The organism is Dyadobacter sp. 676 (genome assembly GCF_040448675.1).
In the GTDB taxonomy this organism is placed as follows: Bacteria; Bacteroidota; Bacteroidia; order Cytophagales; family Spirosomataceae; genus Dyadobacter.
This window is the reverse complement of record NZ_CP159289.1, coordinates 594,032-613,269: the sequence shown is the minus strand read 5'-3', so window position 1 is coordinate 613,269 and position 19,238 is coordinate 594,032. Positions and strand designations below refer to the sequence as shown.

Annotated in this window: 19 protein-coding genes; 12 read left to right on the top strand and 7 right to left on the bottom strand. The window is 48.3% G+C overall.

All coding sequences use genetic code 11. The features are described 5' to 3' along the window. Positions 1–84: 84 nt before the first annotated feature. The 5 genes from ABV298_RS02895 to ABV298_RS02875 all read left to right on the top strand — a co-directional run bounded on the left by ABV298_RS02895 (position 85) and on the right by ABV298_RS02875 (position 3,289). Positions 85–855: a HEAT repeat domain-containing protein gene (locus ABV298_RS02895; RefSeq protein WP_353720695.1), complete on the top strand. Its 771-nt coding sequence runs from the start codon at positions 85–87 to the stop codon at positions 853–855. A 140-nt stretch (positions 856–995) separates the two neighbouring features. Beyond that, positions 996–1,295 carry an RNA polymerase alpha subunit C-terminal domain-containing protein gene (locus ABV298_RS02890; RefSeq protein WP_353720694.1) on the top strand — a complete coding sequence of 100 codons (300 nt, stop codon included), beginning with the start codon at positions 996–998 and terminating at the stop codon, positions 1,293–1,295. A gap of 29 nt (positions 1,296–1,324) precedes the next feature. Further along, the gene (locus ABV298_RS02885) at positions 1,325–1,783 is read left to right on the top strand and encodes an SRPBCC domain-containing protein (RefSeq protein WP_353720693.1); all 459 of its coding nucleotides are present in this window, start codon (positions 1,325–1,327) and stop codon (positions 1,781–1,783) included. A gap of 62 nt (positions 1,784–1,845) precedes the next feature. Continuing rightward, complete coding sequence (locus ABV298_RS02880) at positions 1,846–2,469, top strand: hypothetical protein (protein WP_353720692.1); 624 nt, start codon at positions 1,846–1,848, stop codon at positions 2,467–2,469. Positions 2,470–2,932: 463 nt separating this feature from the next. Then, a complete protein-coding gene (locus ABV298_RS02875) occupies positions 2,933–3,289 on the top strand; it encodes a nuclear transport factor 2 family protein (protein ID WP_353720691.1) in 357 nt (118 codons plus the stop codon). Positions 3,290–3,292: 3 nt separating this feature from the next. On the opposite strand, the gene ABV298_RS02870 is transcribed toward ABV298_RS02875, so the two are convergent. From ABV298_RS02870 to ABV298_RS02855, 4 genes are all read right to left on the bottom strand, one after another. After that, the gene (locus tag ABV298_RS02870; RefSeq protein ID WP_353720690.1) at positions 3,293–3,646 is read right to left on the bottom strand and encodes a hypothetical protein; all 354 of its coding nucleotides are present in this window, start codon (positions 3,644–3,646) and stop codon (positions 3,293–3,295) included. Positions 3,647–3,908: 262 nt separating this feature from the next. Further along, positions 3,909–4,283, bottom strand: a complete 375-nt coding sequence (locus ABV298_RS02865; RefSeq protein WP_353720689.1) for a hypothetical protein — start codon at positions 4,281–4,283, stop codon at positions 3,909–3,911. 155 nt (positions 4,284–4,438) lie between these two features. Next, positions 4,439–5,578 carry a hypothetical protein gene (locus ABV298_RS02860; protein WP_353720688.1) on the bottom strand — a complete coding sequence of 380 codons (1,140 nt, stop codon included), beginning with the start codon at positions 5,576–5,578 and terminating at the stop codon, positions 4,439–4,441. Positions 5,579–5,610: 32 nt separating this feature from the next. Continuing rightward, the gene (locus tag ABV298_RS02855) at positions 5,611–6,636 is read right to left on the bottom strand and encodes a hypothetical protein (protein ID WP_353720687.1); all 1,026 of its coding nucleotides are present in this window, start codon (positions 6,634–6,636) and stop codon (positions 5,611–5,613) included. A 139-nt stretch (positions 6,637–6,775) separates the two neighbouring features. Here ABV298_RS02855 and ABV298_RS02850 point away from each other — a divergent pair, with 139 nt between their 5' ends. The 3 genes from ABV298_RS02850 to ABV298_RS02840 all read left to right on the top strand — a co-directional run bounded on the left by ABV298_RS02850 (position 6,776) and on the right by ABV298_RS02840 (position 9,360). After that, complete coding sequence (locus ABV298_RS02850; RefSeq protein ID WP_353720686.1) at positions 6,776–8,041, top strand: hypothetical protein; 1,266 nt, start codon at positions 6,776–6,778, stop codon at positions 8,039–8,041. A gap of 157 nt (positions 8,042–8,198) precedes the next feature. After that, positions 8,199–8,984, top strand: a complete 786-nt coding sequence (locus tag ABV298_RS02845; RefSeq protein WP_353720685.1) for a HipA family kinase — start codon at positions 8,199–8,201, stop codon at positions 8,982–8,984. After that, positions 8,974–9,360, top strand: a complete 387-nt coding sequence (locus ABV298_RS02840; protein ID WP_353720684.1) for a DUF3037 domain-containing protein — start codon at positions 8,974–8,976, stop codon at positions 9,358–9,360. Before ABV298_RS02845 ends, ABV298_RS02840 begins: the two co-directional genes overlap by 11 nt. 4 nt (positions 9,361–9,364) lie before the next feature. Here the strand turns inward: ABV298_RS02840 and ABV298_RS02835 are convergent, their stop codons facing one another. From ABV298_RS02835 to ABV298_RS02825, 3 genes are read right to left on the bottom strand one after another with little or no spacing between them, the layout of a single operon-like run. After that, the gene (locus tag ABV298_RS02835) at positions 9,365–9,595 is read right to left on the bottom strand and encodes a LytTR family DNA-binding domain-containing protein (RefSeq protein ID WP_353723130.1); all 231 of its coding nucleotides are present in this window, start codon (positions 9,593–9,595) and stop codon (positions 9,365–9,367) included. Then, positions 9,537–10,121 carry a response regulator gene (locus tag ABV298_RS02830; RefSeq protein ID WP_353720683.1) on the bottom strand — a complete coding sequence of 195 codons (585 nt, stop codon included), beginning with the start codon at positions 10,119–10,121 and terminating at the stop codon, positions 9,537–9,539. The genes ABV298_RS02835 and ABV298_RS02830 overlap by 59 nt, the downstream gene beginning before the upstream one ends. A gap of 28 nt (positions 10,122–10,149) precedes the next feature. After that, the gene (locus ABV298_RS02825; protein ID WP_353720682.1) at positions 10,150–13,725 is read right to left on the bottom strand and encodes a histidine kinase; all 3,576 of its coding nucleotides are present in this window, start codon (positions 13,723–13,725) and stop codon (positions 10,150–10,152) included. Positions 13,726–13,996: 271 nt separating this feature from the next. Here ABV298_RS02825 and ABV298_RS02820 point away from each other — a divergent pair, with 271 nt between their 5' ends. From ABV298_RS02820 to ABV298_RS02805, 4 genes are all read left to right on the top strand, one after another. Continuing rightward, the gene (locus ABV298_RS02820; protein ID WP_353720681.1) at positions 13,997–14,281 is read left to right on the top strand and encodes a hypothetical protein; all 285 of its coding nucleotides are present in this window, start codon (positions 13,997–13,999) and stop codon (positions 14,279–14,281) included. A 473-nt stretch (positions 14,282–14,754) separates the two neighbouring features. Beyond that, positions 14,755–17,472: a hypothetical protein gene (locus ABV298_RS02815; RefSeq protein ID WP_353720680.1), complete on the top strand. Its 2,718-nt coding sequence runs from the start codon at positions 14,755–14,757 to the stop codon at positions 17,470–17,472. An 11-nt stretch (positions 17,473–17,483) separates the two neighbouring features. Then, positions 17,484–18,578: a T9SS type A sorting domain-containing protein gene (locus ABV298_RS02810; protein ID WP_353720679.1), complete on the top strand. Its 1,095-nt coding sequence runs from the start codon at positions 17,484–17,486 to the stop codon at positions 18,576–18,578. Between the two features lie 121 nt (positions 18,579–18,699). Beyond that, positions 18,700–19,077, top strand: a complete 378-nt coding sequence (locus tag ABV298_RS02805) for a hypothetical protein (RefSeq protein ID WP_353720678.1) — start codon at positions 18,700–18,702, stop codon at positions 19,075–19,077. Positions 19,078–19,238: the final 161 nt, after the last annotated feature.

Here is a 19,238-nt window from a genome sequence, read left to right as displayed (position 1 = left end):
GCATTCCCCGGCAAGTAACGCTGCGCCGGGGATTTTTTTGTCAGCAGCACATTCAACTTTTTGGCCAGCAATACTGTTCACACCGTGGCATTTTATGATCTGTCGAAGTCCGAAAGGGCCGATCGCGTACAGGCGATCCGAAATGACATCAGGCATTCGTTGCTAGTCCGGATGCCTGAAAGAGTGCGTTTTTATTTCGCGGATGCCGATACCTACATACGGAAGTCGGCATACCTCGTTACCGGCCGGTTATACGAAGAGGACGAAGCGCTGCGGCTTCCGGTGCTGGCTATGCTGCGCCATTTTTTTCGCGACGCCGATTTCAAGGTGCGGCAAACCGTCATCAATGCGGCAGGCGAAATCGGCAAAAGACACTTCGACGAAGTTCGGTCCTTTTTTGATGAAGGGCTGAAAGATTCGCATCACTCGCCGCGGAATGCAGTGATCGGTTCGGTGAAGAAAATGGGAGAGGTGAATCCGGCACCGGTGCTGGCGTGGGCAAAAGAATACCTTCATCACAGCGACAAGGAGATCCGCCGCGAAATCTGTCATGGCATCGAACTGCGGGGACGGAAATATCCCCAGGACATTCTCCCGCTTTTGCGGGAACTTCAACACGACCCGACCGGCCGCGTACGTAATACGCTAGTGCACGTGATCGGCCAGATCGCTTACAAGAAAGGCTGCCTGGACACAGTTCTGGCGCATTTAAAGGGCTGGGAAAACAGGAAACTCGTCGATGCCGCCCTGGAAGAAATCATCGATGTGCACCATCGTTACCGAAGTTTTGCCGTGCTTACGCAAGCAGAGGCGGTCAGGATCATCGACGAGCATTTTCCCGACCGTAAGCGATGATTTCGTCCCGATTGCCCCTTCGAAAAGTCGCGATTCCCCTGTACTTAAATGCCAGGAAGCAGCTATTTTTGAAGCTGACAGGCTTATGGCGGCGCTGATGTTCGCTGTGCAGACGAACTGGTATCTTAAAGGAAAATGAAATGGCTGATTCAGATCAAAATCTGCGGATTTGCCCGAAAGGGCATCGGTATTACAAAAGCACCGATTGCCCGACCTGTCCTGTTTGCGAAGCTGCGAAAAAGCCCCAGGCCGGCTTCCTGTCGTTGATTAGTGCGCCCGCGCGGCGTGCATTGGAGAACAACGGCATCCATACTTTGAAAGACCTGGCGGTTAAAACGGAAAAAGAGGTACTCTCGTATCACGGCATGGGGCCTAACGCCATGTCGAAGCTCAAAACAGCCATGGAAGAGGCCGGAATGGCCTTCGCCTCCGAATCATAAATTGATCAGAACTTAAACCCGTTAAAACAATGGAAAGCCGGAAACTGGAAATCAAGGCCGCGATTCAGATTTCAAAAACGGCCCGAGAGGTATTCGAAGGCATAGTAGAACCCGTGCACATGACGCATTACTTTATTTCGGAAAGTACCGGCCGCATGGAAGAAGGCAGGGAGCTGGTGTGGCGCTTCCCCGAGTATGACATGAATGTACCTGTCCGCGTAGGGAAGGTAGAACAGGACCGTCTGGTAACTTTCCATTGGGGCGACCCTGGAAAGGAAACGGAGGTGCGGATCGGGCTGGCACCATTCGGAGAGGGCAACAAAACGACTGTCGTGCGGGTCACCGAAGGGACGATGGATCTCGGCGAGGAAGGGATTAATTGGCTGATTAGCAATACCGAAGGCTGGGCCAATTTCGTGGCATGCCTGAAAGCCTATCTTGAATACGGTATCAATCTCAGAAGAGGTGCTTTTGATTTCCGGGCCTAGGCTGTCACGCTGAATTGGCAAGGCGTGGGGAAATTTGTATGATATTTTAAATTGAAATACATATGTCTGTATTGTCCAGACTGGCATCATCCCTGAACCGCCGTGATGAAGTGCCGAATCAGGAGCTGGCAGCCGAAATCGTTCAGAATGCCGATGAAGCGGCAGTGAAGGAACTGGTAGACGGGCTAGACCATCGGCGAAAGGACGTCCGGCATGACTGCATTAAGGTCCTGTACGAAATCGGGGCACAGCGTCCCGGCCTGATAGCTGGCTATGCCCGCACATTCGTTTCCCTACTCGACGACAAGAGCAACCGGATGCAATGGGGCGCTATGACGGCCCTTAATACTATTGCGCTGGAAAGGCCGGATGTGGTTTTCGAGGCCATTCCCGGGCTGGCCGCTGTGGCCGGCAAAGGCTCCGTAATCACCCGTGACAATTTTGTGGCTATTCTGACCAAACTGGCCGGCATCCCGGGTTACAGCGAAGCAGCGCTTCTATTGCTGAATGAACAGATGCTCGGCTGTCCGTCCAACCAGCTGCCGATGTATGCGGAGAACGCATTGCTTGTGATGGCCGGCGCCCTCAGGCAGGAATTCGTTCGCACGCTGACTTCCCGCCTGGCCGATTTCGAGAAGGAGTCGAAGCGGAAGCGGGTGGAGAAGGTTTTAAAGCGGCTTGGATAGGGTGGTATAGGTTGGATCAGGATGGCCGTCGTGATAGAAATTTGCCAGTTCTACCGCTGCTATTGTTTCTTCGACCATACAGACGTTGTCTTGTTTGAGCTGATTCGTGAAATGTTTTACAAACGAAGGCGCAGCACTTAACTCGTCGAGGGTTAAGCTGGAAAGTAAATAATATCTGAATTTTGCTCGATTAATTGAAACAAGGTCTTTGTGGGAGATTCAAATTCATGGCCGAAATAGCCGCCAAAAACAGATGTGTCAAGGTATAGTTTCTTGCTCGTCGACATTGCGATGGAGGTAAGGTTCGTGTCGGGCGTCAAAAAATGTATTTCGGAGTTGAGAGAGTTTAAACGCTTTTCAAAGTACCCGATTGAATAATCATTCGGTTGGAGAATAGGACTAGCGATTTTATCCTCTGGCATCATTTTAGCCGGTACGATTTCAAAACAAACCAGTTGTAACTATGGAGCAAGTAACCAGGCATTTGAATGTGGCAATGAGCGCGATGGCCGTATCGTCGTTTCTGAAAGCGCTGAATGATCAGGATTATGAAGCGGCTGGGGAATTTATGGATGAGAATATGCGCTTCGAGGGCGTGCTCGGAAGCGTGGACGGAAAAGAGGAGTACCTCAGCCAGATGGCGAAAATGAAGTTCCGGTATGATGTGAAAAAGCTGCTGTACGACGAAGATTCCGTATCCGTGCTCTATGAAATCGACATGGGGGGCAAGGCGGTGCTTACCTCCGGGTGGTACGAAGTGCAGGAAGGAAAGATCACGCACATTCGTGTCATTTTCGATCCGCGACCGGTACTTTCCTGATCATCAGAAGGTCCGGAAATAGGGGCGGGCAGACAGTGGCGAAAATGGCCAGGGGATGGCGGCCAGGATGATGACAAATGCGATAGCGTAGTATATCGTCATTGTCCTGAACTTGGCTGGCGCGTGTTCTTGCCGCTTCGCCACGGACGAACCGATGGTGATCACCACGACTGCAATAGTCATCAGGGTAATATGGACCATACCGAAAAACACAAAGTCGAACTGCTTAATGGCTTCCTTGTAATGCGTCCGAAAATAAGCGATGAACGGGCTGTTGAAGTACAGCACATAGCCGAGCATCAGTTGGATGTGGGCAAACGTGGCCGTTACGTGCCGGACGGTGTTGTCCGTTTTCATGAATGGCAGCTTTCCAAGCCAGCCCCTGCAACCGCGAAACAGGGCATAAACAAGGCTCGATACAACAAACCACCGGACGATAGAGTGGGAGAGAAGCAGAAAAGTGTACATCGGCGAGGAAACGTTTACTGGTAATGACGTTTTCCAGCACTTTTTTTACTTCAAAAATGACTTGTTTTTTCGACAAGAATACCATTCCCGGCATAGTACCGGTTGAGTTTTAACCGGTTATGGCGATGTAATCAATTGATTATGAAGTTTGTTAGGGCTTTCTCCGCCTTCCCGTTGTGTCCCGGGGAGTGTTATAACCACTACGAATAACTGTCTTCTTTCTTTTGATTGTATAAGTTGTATCGGCATCCGGCCGGCCGGTACTGCTGCGGCTGCCGTCGATGGCGCCGGTGGAGTTGACATTGCCGTTGTCGTTCAGGATAGGGCCGGTTTCGGCATTGGACGAATCTTTGAGGATGGCGTTGAGGTCGGACGAGTCGGCGGACTTTACCTGATGCCTGGCGGTTTTACGCTGATAGCTACTCTCGTGCCTGGACGAGCGTGTTTGCTTGCGGTCGGATTGCGCCTGCACACCCAGGGACGTGAGCAATATGAGTGTCGTAAGGATTGTTATGAACGGTTTCATAGAATGGTTTTGATTTGTTGCCTCGATATTTCTTCAAATACCGTTCCAGTTACCGTCGCTGACTTCAAAGACGACCGCTGTCGCCCGGGCGATTGTTTTGCCGATTTGATAATGCTGACGAAAGACCGCAGTGGTGCAGCCTTTCGTCCTGGTCTTTACTCCAAAGTGAGCCCGTCCATATCTTCCAGCCTTGCTATCAGCGCCCAGCCATAAAAATCGTTGGCTAACGCCACCGTCAGCTCGTTTTTTCCGGTTTTGAATGGTATTACAAACGACGTGTTTTCAATGGAGCACCGGCCCGCCGGTTCTTTCATAATAGGGGCGGCAAATGTATTTTTATCGACGTACAAATAACGGCCATTCAGGAACACCCACACATCGTCGCTGAAACCCAGAGCGATTTTCTTTTTCTGATCCGTTTTGGAATTGATATTGACCTTCATCCACACCACGCGGCGTTCCTTGCTCATGCCATATTTGCGGGTCAGGTTAATCATTCCCCTTCTTTCTGCCCACACCGGTTCCCATGTGGTTTCGGCCTTAGGGACGAGATCGGTACTGAAATCGACATATTTGGGGAGTGTCATGGGTTGGGTTACGTGCCATTTGCGAATGTAACGCGGATCGTGCGCGACGGGGTCGGGACCTTCGTATGCGGGAAGGCCCTCCGTTTGTCCCGGTTTGATGACGAGGTTGGAAACAATACCTTCGCCTTCGAATGCAAGTGAGCCCTCCATTACATTGCCTTCCATTCGCGGCACTTCCATAGTTGGCCGCCCCATATCATTTACATAAACCCGCAACTGGTAACCCGAGGCAACGAGTTTTACGTGGTTCCACGTTTTGTTCTGAAAATTGGCCCTTCCCTGGTAGTGGGGCAAGAGGTCCCAAAGATTAACCCCCGCGATAACCGGTGAATATTGTACGGCTTCGATTCCCGTCGAGTCGCCCGCCCGATGGGTGCGGAAGTAAAAAAGCTCGTTTTCCTGGCTGTTCTTATAGCGGAAGTAGAAGGAAGCGAAACGCTGGTCGGTCGGAATATAGTCGAACTCGACGGTGCCGTCCGAGAAGGTCGTATTTTTCAAAACCACCTGGCCCGGCTTGGGCAGGACTTTCAATACCGGGCGCCCGTCGTGGGTGGTGAATTCGGCGTTGGCGCCCGGTGCATCCCAGTTGTCGGCGGACAGCGGCACATTAACCACAGGGGGAATAGCGGCGGCTTTCGCGGTTTTTCTCTGGGCAAACGAGGTTAGGGAAATGCAGACCAATGCGGCTGCGATAAGCGTCTTTTTCATGACTAATAATGCAAACGATAAAAATAGTTGTATTAAGGAATGTTTTTCTTGAAAATGCCTGCATGGAGTTCCGCGCCTGCCGAGCCTGGTAAAGGGTTGAGATAATCTTTGGGAAGCCCGTTTACACTCACTTCGCTGAGCAGCACCCGGCCAGTTTTGCCGACGTTCCGTTCGGTGTGCTCGTTCCGCTCCGTGGGCAGGGTGCCGTTGCGGCCGTAATAGCCCATGTAATGCTTCAAACCGGTAAACAGGCAGTCCGAAAATGCGTATTTGGGGAATGTGTTTTCCTGCCGCAGCCAGAGGTATTCACTGTTGGCAACGATGTTATTTTTGAAAACGAAAGGGCTATTGAACGATCCGAACCAGACCGCCGCTTCATAGGCACCGAAAATAATGGAATGGGTTAACGAAAAATCTTTAATGCCTTTGAACAGCAGTAAGGCATTTTTAGTCCCGTAAAAAATGCAATGATCGACATGCGTGCCTGCACCATGCGCCCAGATGCTCCCCTGAATGGGCGCCGAATTGCGCTCGCCAATAAAATAGCATTGCGAAACGTTAAGGCCCGTGAGGGTCGAATCTTCGCGGTTAAGAGGATAGTAATATTTAACGTCCGGGTTGGCATTGCCCAGGAATTTCAGGCCACGGATGGCAATATGGTCGGCGGCGATGAGAAACCCGATCGAATGCGGGAATTGCGTAACAGAGTTATTGGTTGATATGGACTGGATAACAGGCATTTTGGCGGGCGCCCAGTCGGCGTCGTCGGGCATTACGGCCGCTTCGATGGTCAGCCATGCTTCTTCGGTGTTCCGTTTATCGATGTTGAGCTTGTCGTTCAATAAATACAGGCCCGGCAATACTTTAATTGTAGTATTTTCATTGCTTTTGAACGTACGGGCGAGTTCCATAGCTTTCGGCAGGCTGGCCACGGGTGCTTGCTGGCTGCCCGGGTTTGAATCCTTGCCGTTTTGTACATCTACAAAGATGCTTTGGGCCGATAAATGATCCCCGGCGAGAAGCAACACAATGCATAATAAATACCGTAATTTGCACATGTTTCAGATGGTTGTGAATGAAAGGGAAGAAGTTCGCAGCAGCCTATGACCGCCGCTTCCGCAAACATAGCATCATGACTGCGGGAAGGTATTTCAAACACAGATCAAGTTTTGTCAAGTTGTATCATGCTTATATACAATGGTTTCCGAGCTTAGTGAATTGCAGCGGTGTAAGGGGCTCATCGAGCAACGACTCGACTGGGGGCCGGCGGACACCTGGCAAACGACCGATTTTGAGAATCTGAGCGAGCTGATCCTGAACGAAACGGGTGTATCGCTCAGCACCAGTACGCTTCGGCGGATATGGGGCAGAGTGGAATACAACCATTTACCGAGCACCACTACGCTGAATACCCTCGCGCGTTTTGCCGGCGCCGGCGACTGGCGGGCATTCGTAAAGCAGAATAAAGCCGTTACCGTAGAACCGGAACAACAACCCGGGGCGGTTAGGGAGCAAAAGGGGACCCAAAGCTGGAAACGCCTGGCCTGGATAGCGACGGCCGCCGTCGTGGTGATTCTGGCCAGTATGCTCGCGTTCGATAAAGGGGAGCCGCAGCTGGAAAAGAACGCCTATACATTTACAAGCCAATCGGTGACCAAAGGCATTCCCAACTCGGTTATTTTTACCTACGACGCATCCGCTTCCCCGACTGACTCGGTGTTTATCCAGCAGTCATGGGACGACAGCAAAAGAGTGCTGGTGGATAAAAATTCGCATAAACACACTTCGATCTACTATGAACCCGGGGCGTATCAGGCCAAATTGCTGATCGGGGCCCAGGTGGTGCAGCAGCACAAGCTCGTGATAGGAACCGCCGGATGGGCGGCGCTGATCGACCGGCCGAAAATGCCTGTGTACCTGAAAAAGGAAGAATTCTTGCGCAAAGATGGTATGGGAGCGGACATAACAGTCATCGGGCAAAAGAACATTTCGCTCCAACCGGAACCCCCGATGATCAAATATTTCAACGTAGGAAATTTCGAGCCTGTACCGCTGGATAACTTTTCTTTTTCGACCGAAATAAGGCACGACTACAATGAAGGCGCCGCCGCTTGCCAGTTGACCTACATTTCGCTTCTCACCGACGACACGCCGATCGTGATTCCGCTTTCAAGCAAAGGATGCGTGTCGGATCTCAACCTGCTGAGCGTGGATAGTTATGTCTCCGGCAAAAAGGCCGACCTTTCTGCATTGGGCGTCGATTTTACGGATTGGGTGAGTGTTTCCTGCCTGGCTTCAGGTGGGAAGATCCGCTATGCCATAAACGGGCAGCACGCATTTGAATTTCCGGTTCCCAGCCGTCCTATCCGTGTACTTGGTATCGCCTTCGGTTTTCGGGGAGCCGGTTCTGTGCGGAACGTCAGCCTGCGGACGGGTGGAAAGACAGTTTTCGAGGCGTTATAAAGATCGCCTACCGCATTCAAGGGCGGGCGTAATTTCAGGCCCGGATGCTCTGGTAGCGCCTGATAATGCAGGCGGCAAATTGGTGTACCCGATTTTTCAGCCCAAATAAAATTTCAAAATGACTAACTTCGGCGCTTTCAACTGAACAGCTGTTTCGATGGACAATGATCCTGTCGGCCTGCGGACCGTGAATGTACTCCGTTATCTGACTCCGCTGAGGGAAGGAGGTTCGCTGCCCGCCATTGCGGAGGCGGACGATGATTTTTTATATGTACTGAAATTCAGAGGTGCCGGCCAGGGCACGAAAGCGCTGATTTCCGAACTGATAGGAGGGGAACTGGCCCGCTTTCTAGGCCTGAAAGTGCCGGAAATCGTATTTGCCAATCTCGACGAAGGATTTGGCAGGACAGAGCCGGACGAGGAGATTCAGGACTTGCTCAAAGCGAGTACGGGCCTCAATCTGGCGATGCATTATCTTTCCGGAGCTATTACCTTCGACCCCGTGGTGACCAAAATAGAGCCGCGGCTGGCTTCAGAGATCGTGTGGCTGGATAGTTTTCTGACTAACGTCGACCGTACGGCCCGCAACACGAACATGCTCATGTGGCATAGAGAGCTCTGGCTGATCGACCACGGCGCGGCGCTTTATTTCCACCATTCATGGCAAAACTGGGAAGAACAGGCCAGGAGGCCGTTCGCACAGGTAAAAGACCACGTTTTGCTGCGAAACGCCTCGTTGCTGGAAGAAGTGAATGCCGAGTTTCGCCAACGGCTGGAAGGCGATATTATCCCGGCTGTAGTATCCCTTATCCCCGACGATTGGTTGTTGAGAGATTCTCCCTTTGAAACTGCCGATCAGCACAGGCAGGCTTACATCAGTTATTTGCAAGCCCGCCTGTCAGTATCTGAAATCTTTGTGAAAGGAGCCCGGGATGCCAGATAGATTTTTATACGAATATGCGGTCCTGCGCATAGTGCCGCGTGTTGAGCGGGAGGAGTTCATCAACGTGGGCGTGGTGTTGTATTGTCCGTCGCGTGGGTTTCTGGCTTGCCATTCCGCGGTCGACGCCCATCGTTTGAATGCGCTCGCGCCCGGTACCGACCCGGCCGAGGTGGAAGCTTATCTCGATGCATTCAGGCTGGTTTGCGAAGGCAACCGGCAATGCGGCAGCCCTATCGCGTCCTTGCCGGCGGCGTCGCGTTTCCGGTGGCTGACAGCCACACGCAGCACGGTGTTGCAAACGTCGAAAGTCCATCCCGGTTTCTGCGAGGACCCGGAAGAAACATTGAAGCGGCTCTTCCAGCAGCAGGTAAAATAGCCGGTCATTTGATTTTCAGATATTGTTGAACGAGCTCTTTCTTACGCCTCGAAATTTCGATCCGCGAGCCGTCCGACAGCAACAGAAACTGGTTGTTGTGCGTCACCTGCTTGATGTACTTCGGATTGACGAGATGTGATTTATGTGTGCGGATGAAATTGAATTCCGCCAGCATTTCATCGAAATGTTTGAGCGTCTTGCTTGCCAGGAACGGGCGTTTCCCTACAAGGTGAATGGACGTGTAATTTTTGTCCGCTTCCAGTCTCAGGATTTCGTCCAGCGTAAAAAAAGAAAACGCCTTCGCTGGACGGTACCGCCAGCCTGAAATCACGGACGTTCTTTTTCTCGATGTTATGGACGAGATTGTCGTAAAGCTGCTGGGTTTGCTGCTTGGATTTTTCCTGCACCTTTTCGAAGTGCCGGTTGATAGCCGACTGTAATTCTTCCGGATCGACCGGTTTAAGCAGATAATCCAACGCGCTGAAACGGATCGCCTGGATGGCGTACTGATTGAAGGCCGTGGTAAAGACGATGTCGTAGGGCGGGTTTTTTCGGGCAAGCAGAAACTCGAACCCGTTTTGGTGTGGCATTTCCACATCCAGGAAAACAATGTCGGGCTGGAAATTTTCCAGCACATGGAGGGCTTCCTCTACCGATTCGGCATGGCGGGCCTCAACTTCCAGCGAAACCGAATTATTGAGATAGTGATTCAGAACATTGCGTGCTTTCTGTTCGTCATCGATGATCAATGTTTTAAGCATAACGTCTCAGGGTATTTACAGTGTGAAATCAGGTGTCTAGTGAAGTGGAAAGCTCTATCACCACCTTCGTACCGGTGGCTCGATCGTTGCAATCGTATTTGTCGATGATTTCGACCGATGCGTGCTGGCCCTGCCGGTCGATCAGGTCAAGGCGGTCCTTGGCTATCTGGAGGCCTTTGGATTTGTGTCTTTTGGTATGCGCATTCTTCTGTTTGATTTCAAAGGATTTCCGTCGCCCGATTCCGTTGTCATCGATTGTGCATTTGAAAACCTCCTCATCGATGCGGTCGAATGAAATTTTCAGCTCGCGATAGCCGTCTTTGTGCATTAGCCCGTGCCAGATAGCATTTTCGACATACGGCTGCAGTAACATCGAGGGCAAAAGGATATCGTCCGCTTCCAGCTCGTCGTCGATGTCGATGCTGTAAACGAAGCTCTGTTCGAATCGCATTTGTTCGAGTTCCAGGTAAAGTTCGAGCACGTCTTTTTCCTCTTCGACCGTGACCAGGTTCCGGTCCGAATTGTTGAGCACCATGCGGAAGAGCTTCGAAAATTTGTTGAGATACTTGCTCGCCTCGCCATATTTCTGCGTTACGATGCATTCCTGAATACTATTGAGGCAGTTGAACACAAAATGCGGGTTCATTTGTGCCCGGAGCGCCATCAGTTGGCTTTCAGCCAGCATCCGGTTGATTTCCAGAAGCATGATTTCCTTTTTGGCGGCTTCTTCTTCCGCCTGCGCTTCGGCGATTTTGTTGGCGTTGATGGAGGCGATGGTAACGAGCGTGCGGGCCTGTTCCTCCGTAAAAAAGTTCTTTTTGCTATGCTCCGAGTCCAGCACACCGATCAATTTACCTTCGTGGAGAATAGGGACTGCGATTTCGGAGAATTTGCTGGGGTCTTGGCGAATGTACCTCGGATCGAGAGAAGTATCGGGAATTATCAGCGTTTTCCTGATTTTCGCCGCAACGCCTACAATACCTTCCCCGAGTTCGAGCTCCAGAGGATTTAGAAGTTCGTTTTCAATTGGATCTTTGGAGCCATACGTAGCTTTTTGCAGTAGTTTCTGGCGATCCTCATCCCATAGAAATACGGTGCAATCTTCGAAATGTAGCTGAGAAGTGCAGCTGCGGACAATATCCCAGCAAATTTCGCTTACTGAATTTTCGCCATAAATTGAGTTTACGAAGTATTCGATTGTTTTTGTAAGCTCCCGTTTGTGCTTTCTATTCAGATACCCGTGGTAGGTAAGGTAGAGAAATGCGCCGGATACACAGCCGACCAGGAGGAAGAACCACCAGCTTTGCCACCAATACGGCATTATTCTGATTTTCAGTGTAGTATATTGATTCATCCATTGCTCGTGTTCGTTTGTGCTACGGACCTTGAACACGTAATCGCCGGCCGCCAAGCTGTTATAGCTAACGCTCAAATTCCTTCCCGCGTTAACCCAATTCTCGTCAATTCCCTCCAGTTGGTAACTATACTGTAATGACGGGATATCGCGATGCTTCCATGAGGCAAATTGGAATGTGATAAAATCCTTGGTGGGACCGAGAATCAGAGAAGGCGGGGGGAAATCCGAAATTTCATTTCCGAACACCTTGATAGAAGTAATTTGAGGGGCGTTTTTTACGGGAATACGCGCAAATTTCATTGGATCTATTACGACGACGTGGTCAAGCATAGCCGCATAGACGCGGTCCCGCGTCGCAAGGACATAATTCCAGTAATCCTGCAATGTTTTGCCCAGATTGATCTTTACTTGCGTAACTTTCTTTGTTTCAGGGAAGAAGAATAGCAATCCGGTTGGCCCTGCCGCCCATATCGCCCCTCTGTTGTCCAATGCAATGCTGTTAATCAGGGTGGTCACAAACCCGTTACGGCGTGTCAGGCTGTCAATATACTGACCCCGCTCATTTAATTTGAACAGTCCCCGTTCCAGCACAGCCGCCCACCAATTTCCTGCTTGGTCCTCAATCATTTGCATGGCATGAAAGCGTTTTTTGTCTGCAACTTCGATGACATTGAACTGCTGCGTGCGTTCGGAAAAGCGTAGAATGCCCTCACCTTTCATCGCGAAAAGTAAGTCGCCGTTCCTCAATTTCAAGGCACTCTGGCACGGTTTGTACCGGAAACGGCCCCATCGGTCATCGGTACCGTCTATACGCTCGCAAATGTTTGTCTTGGGGTCAAATCGATATAGGGCTTCTTTCCAAACCTGGAACCAGATTCGTCCCCGGAGATCGATAACCACGAAATTGCCGGGTGAGAATGGCTTTTTTAATTTACTGTGAGTAAATGGCCGAAGGCTTTGGTCACCACTACGAAGGGTGTACAACCCGCCGTTCCCTGCAATCCACCATACTCCCTCGGAAAGGGCGGCATCAGAAAGCCGGTTTCTGATAAGGATATCTTTTGAACCAATAAATTGCCTGAATATTTTCTCGCTTTGTTTAAAGAGAACCAGGCCATCTTCCTTTAATGCCAGAATCGTATCACCTCTGGTTGCCAACGCATTAATCCCCGCAAAGTTAACCTGAAGGAAGAACTGCCTGCTCGGTAGTTTGTAAACCGCTTCGAACGGATTATTGTATGTCAGTTTACTCAGCCCATTGATGGTACCGAACCAGATATCCTTTTCGTCGTCTTCGATAATTTCATTAAAGAAACCATAACCGATGGAATATGCTGCGTCTTGGCTATAAGGCAATTTTCGTATCGGTTTGCCCGGCTCTTTTAGGTAAGCTGCATACATCCAGGTGGATATCCATACCCTGTCCTGACCGTCTACAAACAGAAAGTTGACGCCGTCGGTTGACCGGACATTGTCAAGGTGCAAATAAGAAGTATCGTTGGGAACGTCGGGCTTGGAGAAATGTAGGGAAAAGTCGATCGTCGAACCATACCAGAGGTCATCGTTATTATCCAGGGTGATGGCGGTTACTTGCCTTTGATTCAGAATGGGCCATTTGTGCGGATTATTCTTGCTGTCGTAAACAGTTTTATTGCCACAATCTATGAAAAGGCAGTCATACCCCCCGACCCAGAACCCTTTTCTTTTTTTGTCCCAGCAAAAAGCGCTTTTGGCTGCGAATGAAAGGTCGTGATCGGCGACTCGTCTGGCCCATGGAAACAGGTCGGTCAGTTTCCATACCTTCACGCCGTCGTAAACGAATATCTCCGATTTTCCGATAAACCAGATTCTCTTTTCACCGTCTTCCTTAATAGCTAGTAAGGGCATGTGGGTAAGTGCTTTCCATCGCTGATCGGTTTGATACCTGCCGGCGGATTTATTAAATAATTTAAGCCCCCGCGATGTCGCGACAAGCAGATTGGCGTTTCCGTCAACGGGATAAATGCCATTCACCTCTACATTGTGTACTGCCCTTAGGTCGTCGTAACACTTTATGGTGTTCCCATCGTAACGGTTAAGCCCGTTCACGGTTCCTATCCATAGAAATCCATCAGTATCCTTATACATGCAATGTATGTCCTTGGAGCTTAGCCCATCCTCCTCTTTAAGATTCTGGAAAATGAATTGAGCGCTGGACGTGAGAGGCCAAAGAAGATAAATAAGCCAAAAGACCTGAAAATGACGCATGTACAGGGTGATTTTCTGCTGATTGTGTAAGGTACCTATAAGGAAGATCAAAGTAAACATAGATGAACAAAAGGCGGAGCCGAATTGACTAACGGGAAAGTGCACGGTGCAAGGCTTGCCCGACTTAGCCTGGAATCAACCCAATTATTTTGACCATTTAATCATTGATACCTCGCCGTTCATACATCCCATTTTTATTACCTGAGTGACCGGATAATTTTGCTTAAGACACCGACGGTAACCTGCTAATTCATCAATTTGAACGAATACCATGAGACTCTATCTGATAGGATTCCTGATCGATTGCATTGCCTTGCTGGCAGTATGCGGCTATTATCTCTACTATATAATAAGGAAAAAAGAGCCCGAAGAGCCGAGGCATTATTTCTGGATCGTCATCTTATCGATTGGCGCCGCCGTTGCCGGTTCGTTATACTTTCTTTTGAACGACAATCTCGATACCGCATCCATTCTGGTGTGGGTAATGGCGGTGCCTGTTCTTATCACCACCCTTTTTATCCTGCTCATCATTATTTTCCGGCCCAACTGGAATTGATGTCGTGAAAAGCACATTGCTGCCAGGGCATTCACCGCAAGAGAGTTTAGCCGCAAATCACTGGGCTCCCGTTAATGTGGTGAACGGATATTATAAAGCCTCGGCCGGGAGGCTTTCGCCATCCATTTTTCGCCATCCCATTTTAAGTAGCCCGCAGAATACGTGATCCTCCGACCATGTAGCTCTTCCCAATGCCGTAAACATTGCAATCTGCCATCATTAAGAGTCAACCCGGGAATTACGGCTCCCCAATTTGCTTGCTTTTGCACTAACGGCTTTTGGGTATTTACAAGAAAAACCGATCGTTTTCCGAGACCTGCCAGATGATCATCGGATTCTTTTTGAGTAGAGTGATGAATGTAGATTTGAACATAAAAATTTTTAATTAAGCCGGATTAATAAAAATAAACGTGAATGAGAACGCCTTCCCAATTTGGATTTGGAATTGAATTTCACTCAAACGTAAATGTATTATGAAGAAGTTTTTTTTACACACGTTAGTTAGTTTTCTGGTTCTTGTCAATGGGGCACTGGCGGTAGACTTTCCCAAAACATATACCAGTTATTCTTGTGTTAATTGTACGCCTGCAGGGTATACAATTGTAACAGGTGGGCCGGTTGCACTTTCCAATATGAACGGTTTAGGTGGAAGCCCTACTAGGCCATGGCTGGACGGCTTTTTGCCGCCCCCTTCGTCAACTAAGGCAATTGATCAGAACGGTAATAATATATTCCTTTCTCTTCGATATGGTAATGTTCAAAAAGACAAGTTGAAAGCTAATGTTGGAGGTTTTGAGATCGGAAATAAGTACACATTGCATTACTATGTCATGACTGCTCGAGTAGACTTAACTACTGGAAACTCAGACTATGCGGCATCGGCGACTATTGAGGTGCAAACAACAAACTTCGTTTCGATAGCAAGTAAGACTACTACTTTCTCGCAGGGGGTAAACGTAAGCAAATGGGTAGAAGAGACTTTGACATTCGTTGCTCCAGCTACTGATCTTGTTTTTTATTTATCTGGAATGTCCAACCCGCAACAAACGGCATTTGTAAATTTTGACATTCATCCGAAATCTTTTGACTGTGTGGTTCCTGGTGGACAGGTTGAACTTTTCCATGGAGGAAGTCAAAGCACACCCTTCGCCTGCGGAACGACCAATTTGTATGATTTGATAAAGAGTACCACGCCAGCAGGAGCAGTTCCGGTATGGGGTATAAATCCCAGTAGCAGTTATCCGCAATTGACAGAACAAGAAGCGAAAACGGCGGGCCCTAAGGCGGCAGGCCAATACTATTATGCGTTCTATAAAACACCCGGTGGCTGTTACAATACAGATATATCGACTGCTAAGGCGTCGTTTATCGCTACACCTACACAAGTAGCCCTTACTAGTAATCAAAAGTCAATCGACTGCATCAACCAATCTGGTGTAGACCTTAATGCCCAATTATCTCCGACTACTTATAAGGTGCATTGGTTTACAAATGATAAGCACCAGGGAATCCCATTTGATAACCCCCCGAGTGCACCTGTAAACTCATACTATGCCTTCTATTTTGACTCGAAAAACAATTGTTACTCTGTTGATAAAGCGGCATCCAGCGCATTGTTTTCTGTATATGGTTCTACAATGTGCTGTAATGACCCCAGCGATCCATCTAACCAAGTTCCTCTGCTGAATACTGATGTGAAAATCGTCGCACCCGCACAGACTTATGATCTAACAAAACTAATTCCTTCCAATATTTCAATACCGCCTAATGCGATCATCGAGTGGTATACCACATCAGATCATTCCAGTGCTCCAATCTCTGATCCTCAGCACGTCAGCGCGGGAAAATATTACGCCTTTGTGCACGACCTAAGCAATGGATGCTTCAACGTTCCTCTTTCTAAATCTTCTGTTAATGTTTCAAAAGCTTGCAACGCAGGAAGTACGCCTGTTGCCTTAAAGACAGTGAATAATCTGTATTGCCAAGAGGGCGAGCCGCCAATAAATTTGAATGATTTTGTCGCCAGTGTTCCTCCGGCCGGACTGAGTGTGGTTTGGTATACAAATAACCAACACAGCGGTAACCCCGTTACAACAGGACAGGTGGGCGAGGTCCCGTATTTTGCATTCTTTTATGATAATGCCAATCAATGCTTTTCACCTCCTTCTTCATCGCTTTATTTTACTACCATGCAAGTTACACTAAATTGTCCTTATGAGGATGGATGTCAGTATTCAACGTCTTGTCCATCTGGAGGAGTGAACTTAAATGCCTTGCATTCGGGCCCGATACCAAGTGGCTGGGAAGTACGATGGTTTAACAATCGCTTTCATACTGGTCAGCAGATCGCGAATCCTGATAATTTAACTGAGGAAGGTGACTACTATGCGTTTTATTATAGTCCGACTAAACAGTGCTACAATAAAACAGGATTTCAACAGGACGGTACCGAGGATTTGAGCAATAAAAAGATCACTATTGTGAACCAGCCTTGCGGCACGCAGTTGGACTTACGTGTCGTACTTCAAGGAGCGAGGTTGTCAGGTACTGGTGACGACATCATGCGGAACGACTTACAACTTTATGGGAACTCCGGATTACTGCCAACAGTGAGCCCATATGGCGATCTTGAAACTTGCCCAGATATAAATAATTCTTTAAAAATGAGCAATGTAGCGGATTGGGTGAAGGTAGAAATTAGGGACGCTACAACCCCATCGACTCTGTTGGAATCGAGAAGCTTAATTCTATTGTCGTCCGGATTTGTCGCTGATTTGGACGGTTCGTTGCCGCCTGTTTTTACAAGCCAATCAAAGCCGGTTAGGATCGTTGTCAAGCACAGAAACCACTTACCTGTTATGAGTAACCCGATCCAAGATTTTAGCACAGGAACTGTTAGTTACGATTTCACCACTGCTCTTTCCCAAGCGTCTAACGCATTCGGTGATTCTCCGCAGATGGTTCAAAAGAATGGAACATGGTGTATGCCTTCTGCAGACTTAAATGCGACTCAGGACTTTGTTATCGACGGTAAGGACGGAACTTTCTTCAACACACAATTCAGAACAGATGTATTTGATTCTTATGATCGGGCTGACCTCAACATGGATGGAATTGTGGATGGAGTAGACGGTACACTGTTTAATATCAATTTCTACTTGGATATCTTTTCTACACTAATTAATTATTAAACACTTAGACTATGATCAGGACTTCTAAAAAATGGATCGCACTCTTCTCGATTCTCTTGGGTTTACAGTATTTGAGTAATGCTCAAACGATTCAAATAGCGTACGAGAATGGAGTGCTTAATGCAAGTAAAACAAGTTACACATTTGATGTCAGAGCGATAAGAGGCTTAAATTATGACGTAGCCAACCCTGATAGCAGCAACTGGCAGTTTATGAATCTTAGGTCAGATGTTCAGGTACCCCCAGGGGTAACAATTCAAAGCACCAATTATACATTCAACCCGGCTTATTCTAGCGGAGGAGCGATTTCGAACAATACACCAGGTAGCCCGCCGAATGATGGCGGATCTTGGGCAGAATTCAGCATCAACCTTACAAGAACAATGCAAGCCGAGATTCCCGAGGGTGCCGGAGTGGTTTTGGGTACAGGAACTTTGAACTTTTCGGGCCCGGTGATGAGCAGCAATAAAATTACTATCCGGCCCTATGACGGTACTACATTTAAAGCATTTTGGACTAACCTAGAACCGATTAACGCACGGAAACGAATTGACGGTACAGCTAATTTAGCTCTGCCGGTTTCATTGATCGATTTTTCGGCGACCCGTGAAGGTAGCTTGGCAACTCTAAGCTGGTCTACGTCCGAGGAATCCAACAGTGACTATTTCGAAGTACAACGCAGTGGGGACGGCAAAACTTGGGAAAAGTTGAAAATAGTTACCGCAAAAGGAGAAAGCTCTGTGGAAGTACAGTACTCTACGGTAGATGAAAGCCCGATGAACGGAAACAACTTGTATCGCCTCAAAATGGTCGACAAGGACGGCACGTTCGCTTTGAGTAAGATCAAGAGTGTTGAATTCAATTTGAAGACTGGTTATTTGTATCCCAATCCTGTAAGCGATAAATTAAATTTCAGGTCAATTGAGGATTGGAATAGCATAGCCAGCATCAAGATATACAATGCACTGGGGGTTGAGGTATATACATCACCGTCAGTGCCGGAGAAGGAAGTAAATGTCAAGAACTTACTTGCCGGAACCTATGTGGTGAAACTTTCGCGTAAAAGTGGAAAGTACAGCAGTTACAAGGTGATCATCACCCGCTAACTCTGGCAGTGTGTATGTATTCTATTCAGGTTGATGACGTGTGCGCCGTCTTTTGCCCACTTCAAGGCGCCACGTCGTCACTGAATTGTTAGCTGTGACTTACTCATTAACATACTTCATCATGACAAAGAGGTTTTGGAAAACCGCATTGATTACTTGTCTCGCAAGTTCCTGTGGACATGACAAAGAATGTGTCCCACCGGCTTTAGAAGAACAAATTGTAGGAACCTGGAATGCTGAATTCGTTTCCGAATCAGGAGCGCCCCAGGAAATTACATTTGAAAAAAGTGGAAAGTTTAATGAAAGTAAAGGCTTGCTATTTGGGGTTTATTTGAAGTCGGAAGGCAATTGGCGGGTAAAGAAGGATTCATTAATTGTAGAAGGAAAATTCTCAAATGGTAAGCAGACAACATTCGAGTTCTCGGTAATTAGCAGAACATGTAATGAGATATTGTTTGATTTGGAAGGTGCGGAGCAGATGAAATTGATTCAAAAATAGATTGTAAATATATATGAAAAAGATATTGTTAATAGGTCTGGTCATCACTGCTGTAACTTCAATTTTAGTGGTGAATTTAATCAGGCGGGAGCCAGACGGCATCTAAGATAAACCAGTTCAAGTTCATAGTATAAAGGGAAACTCAACCCACGCACGTTATG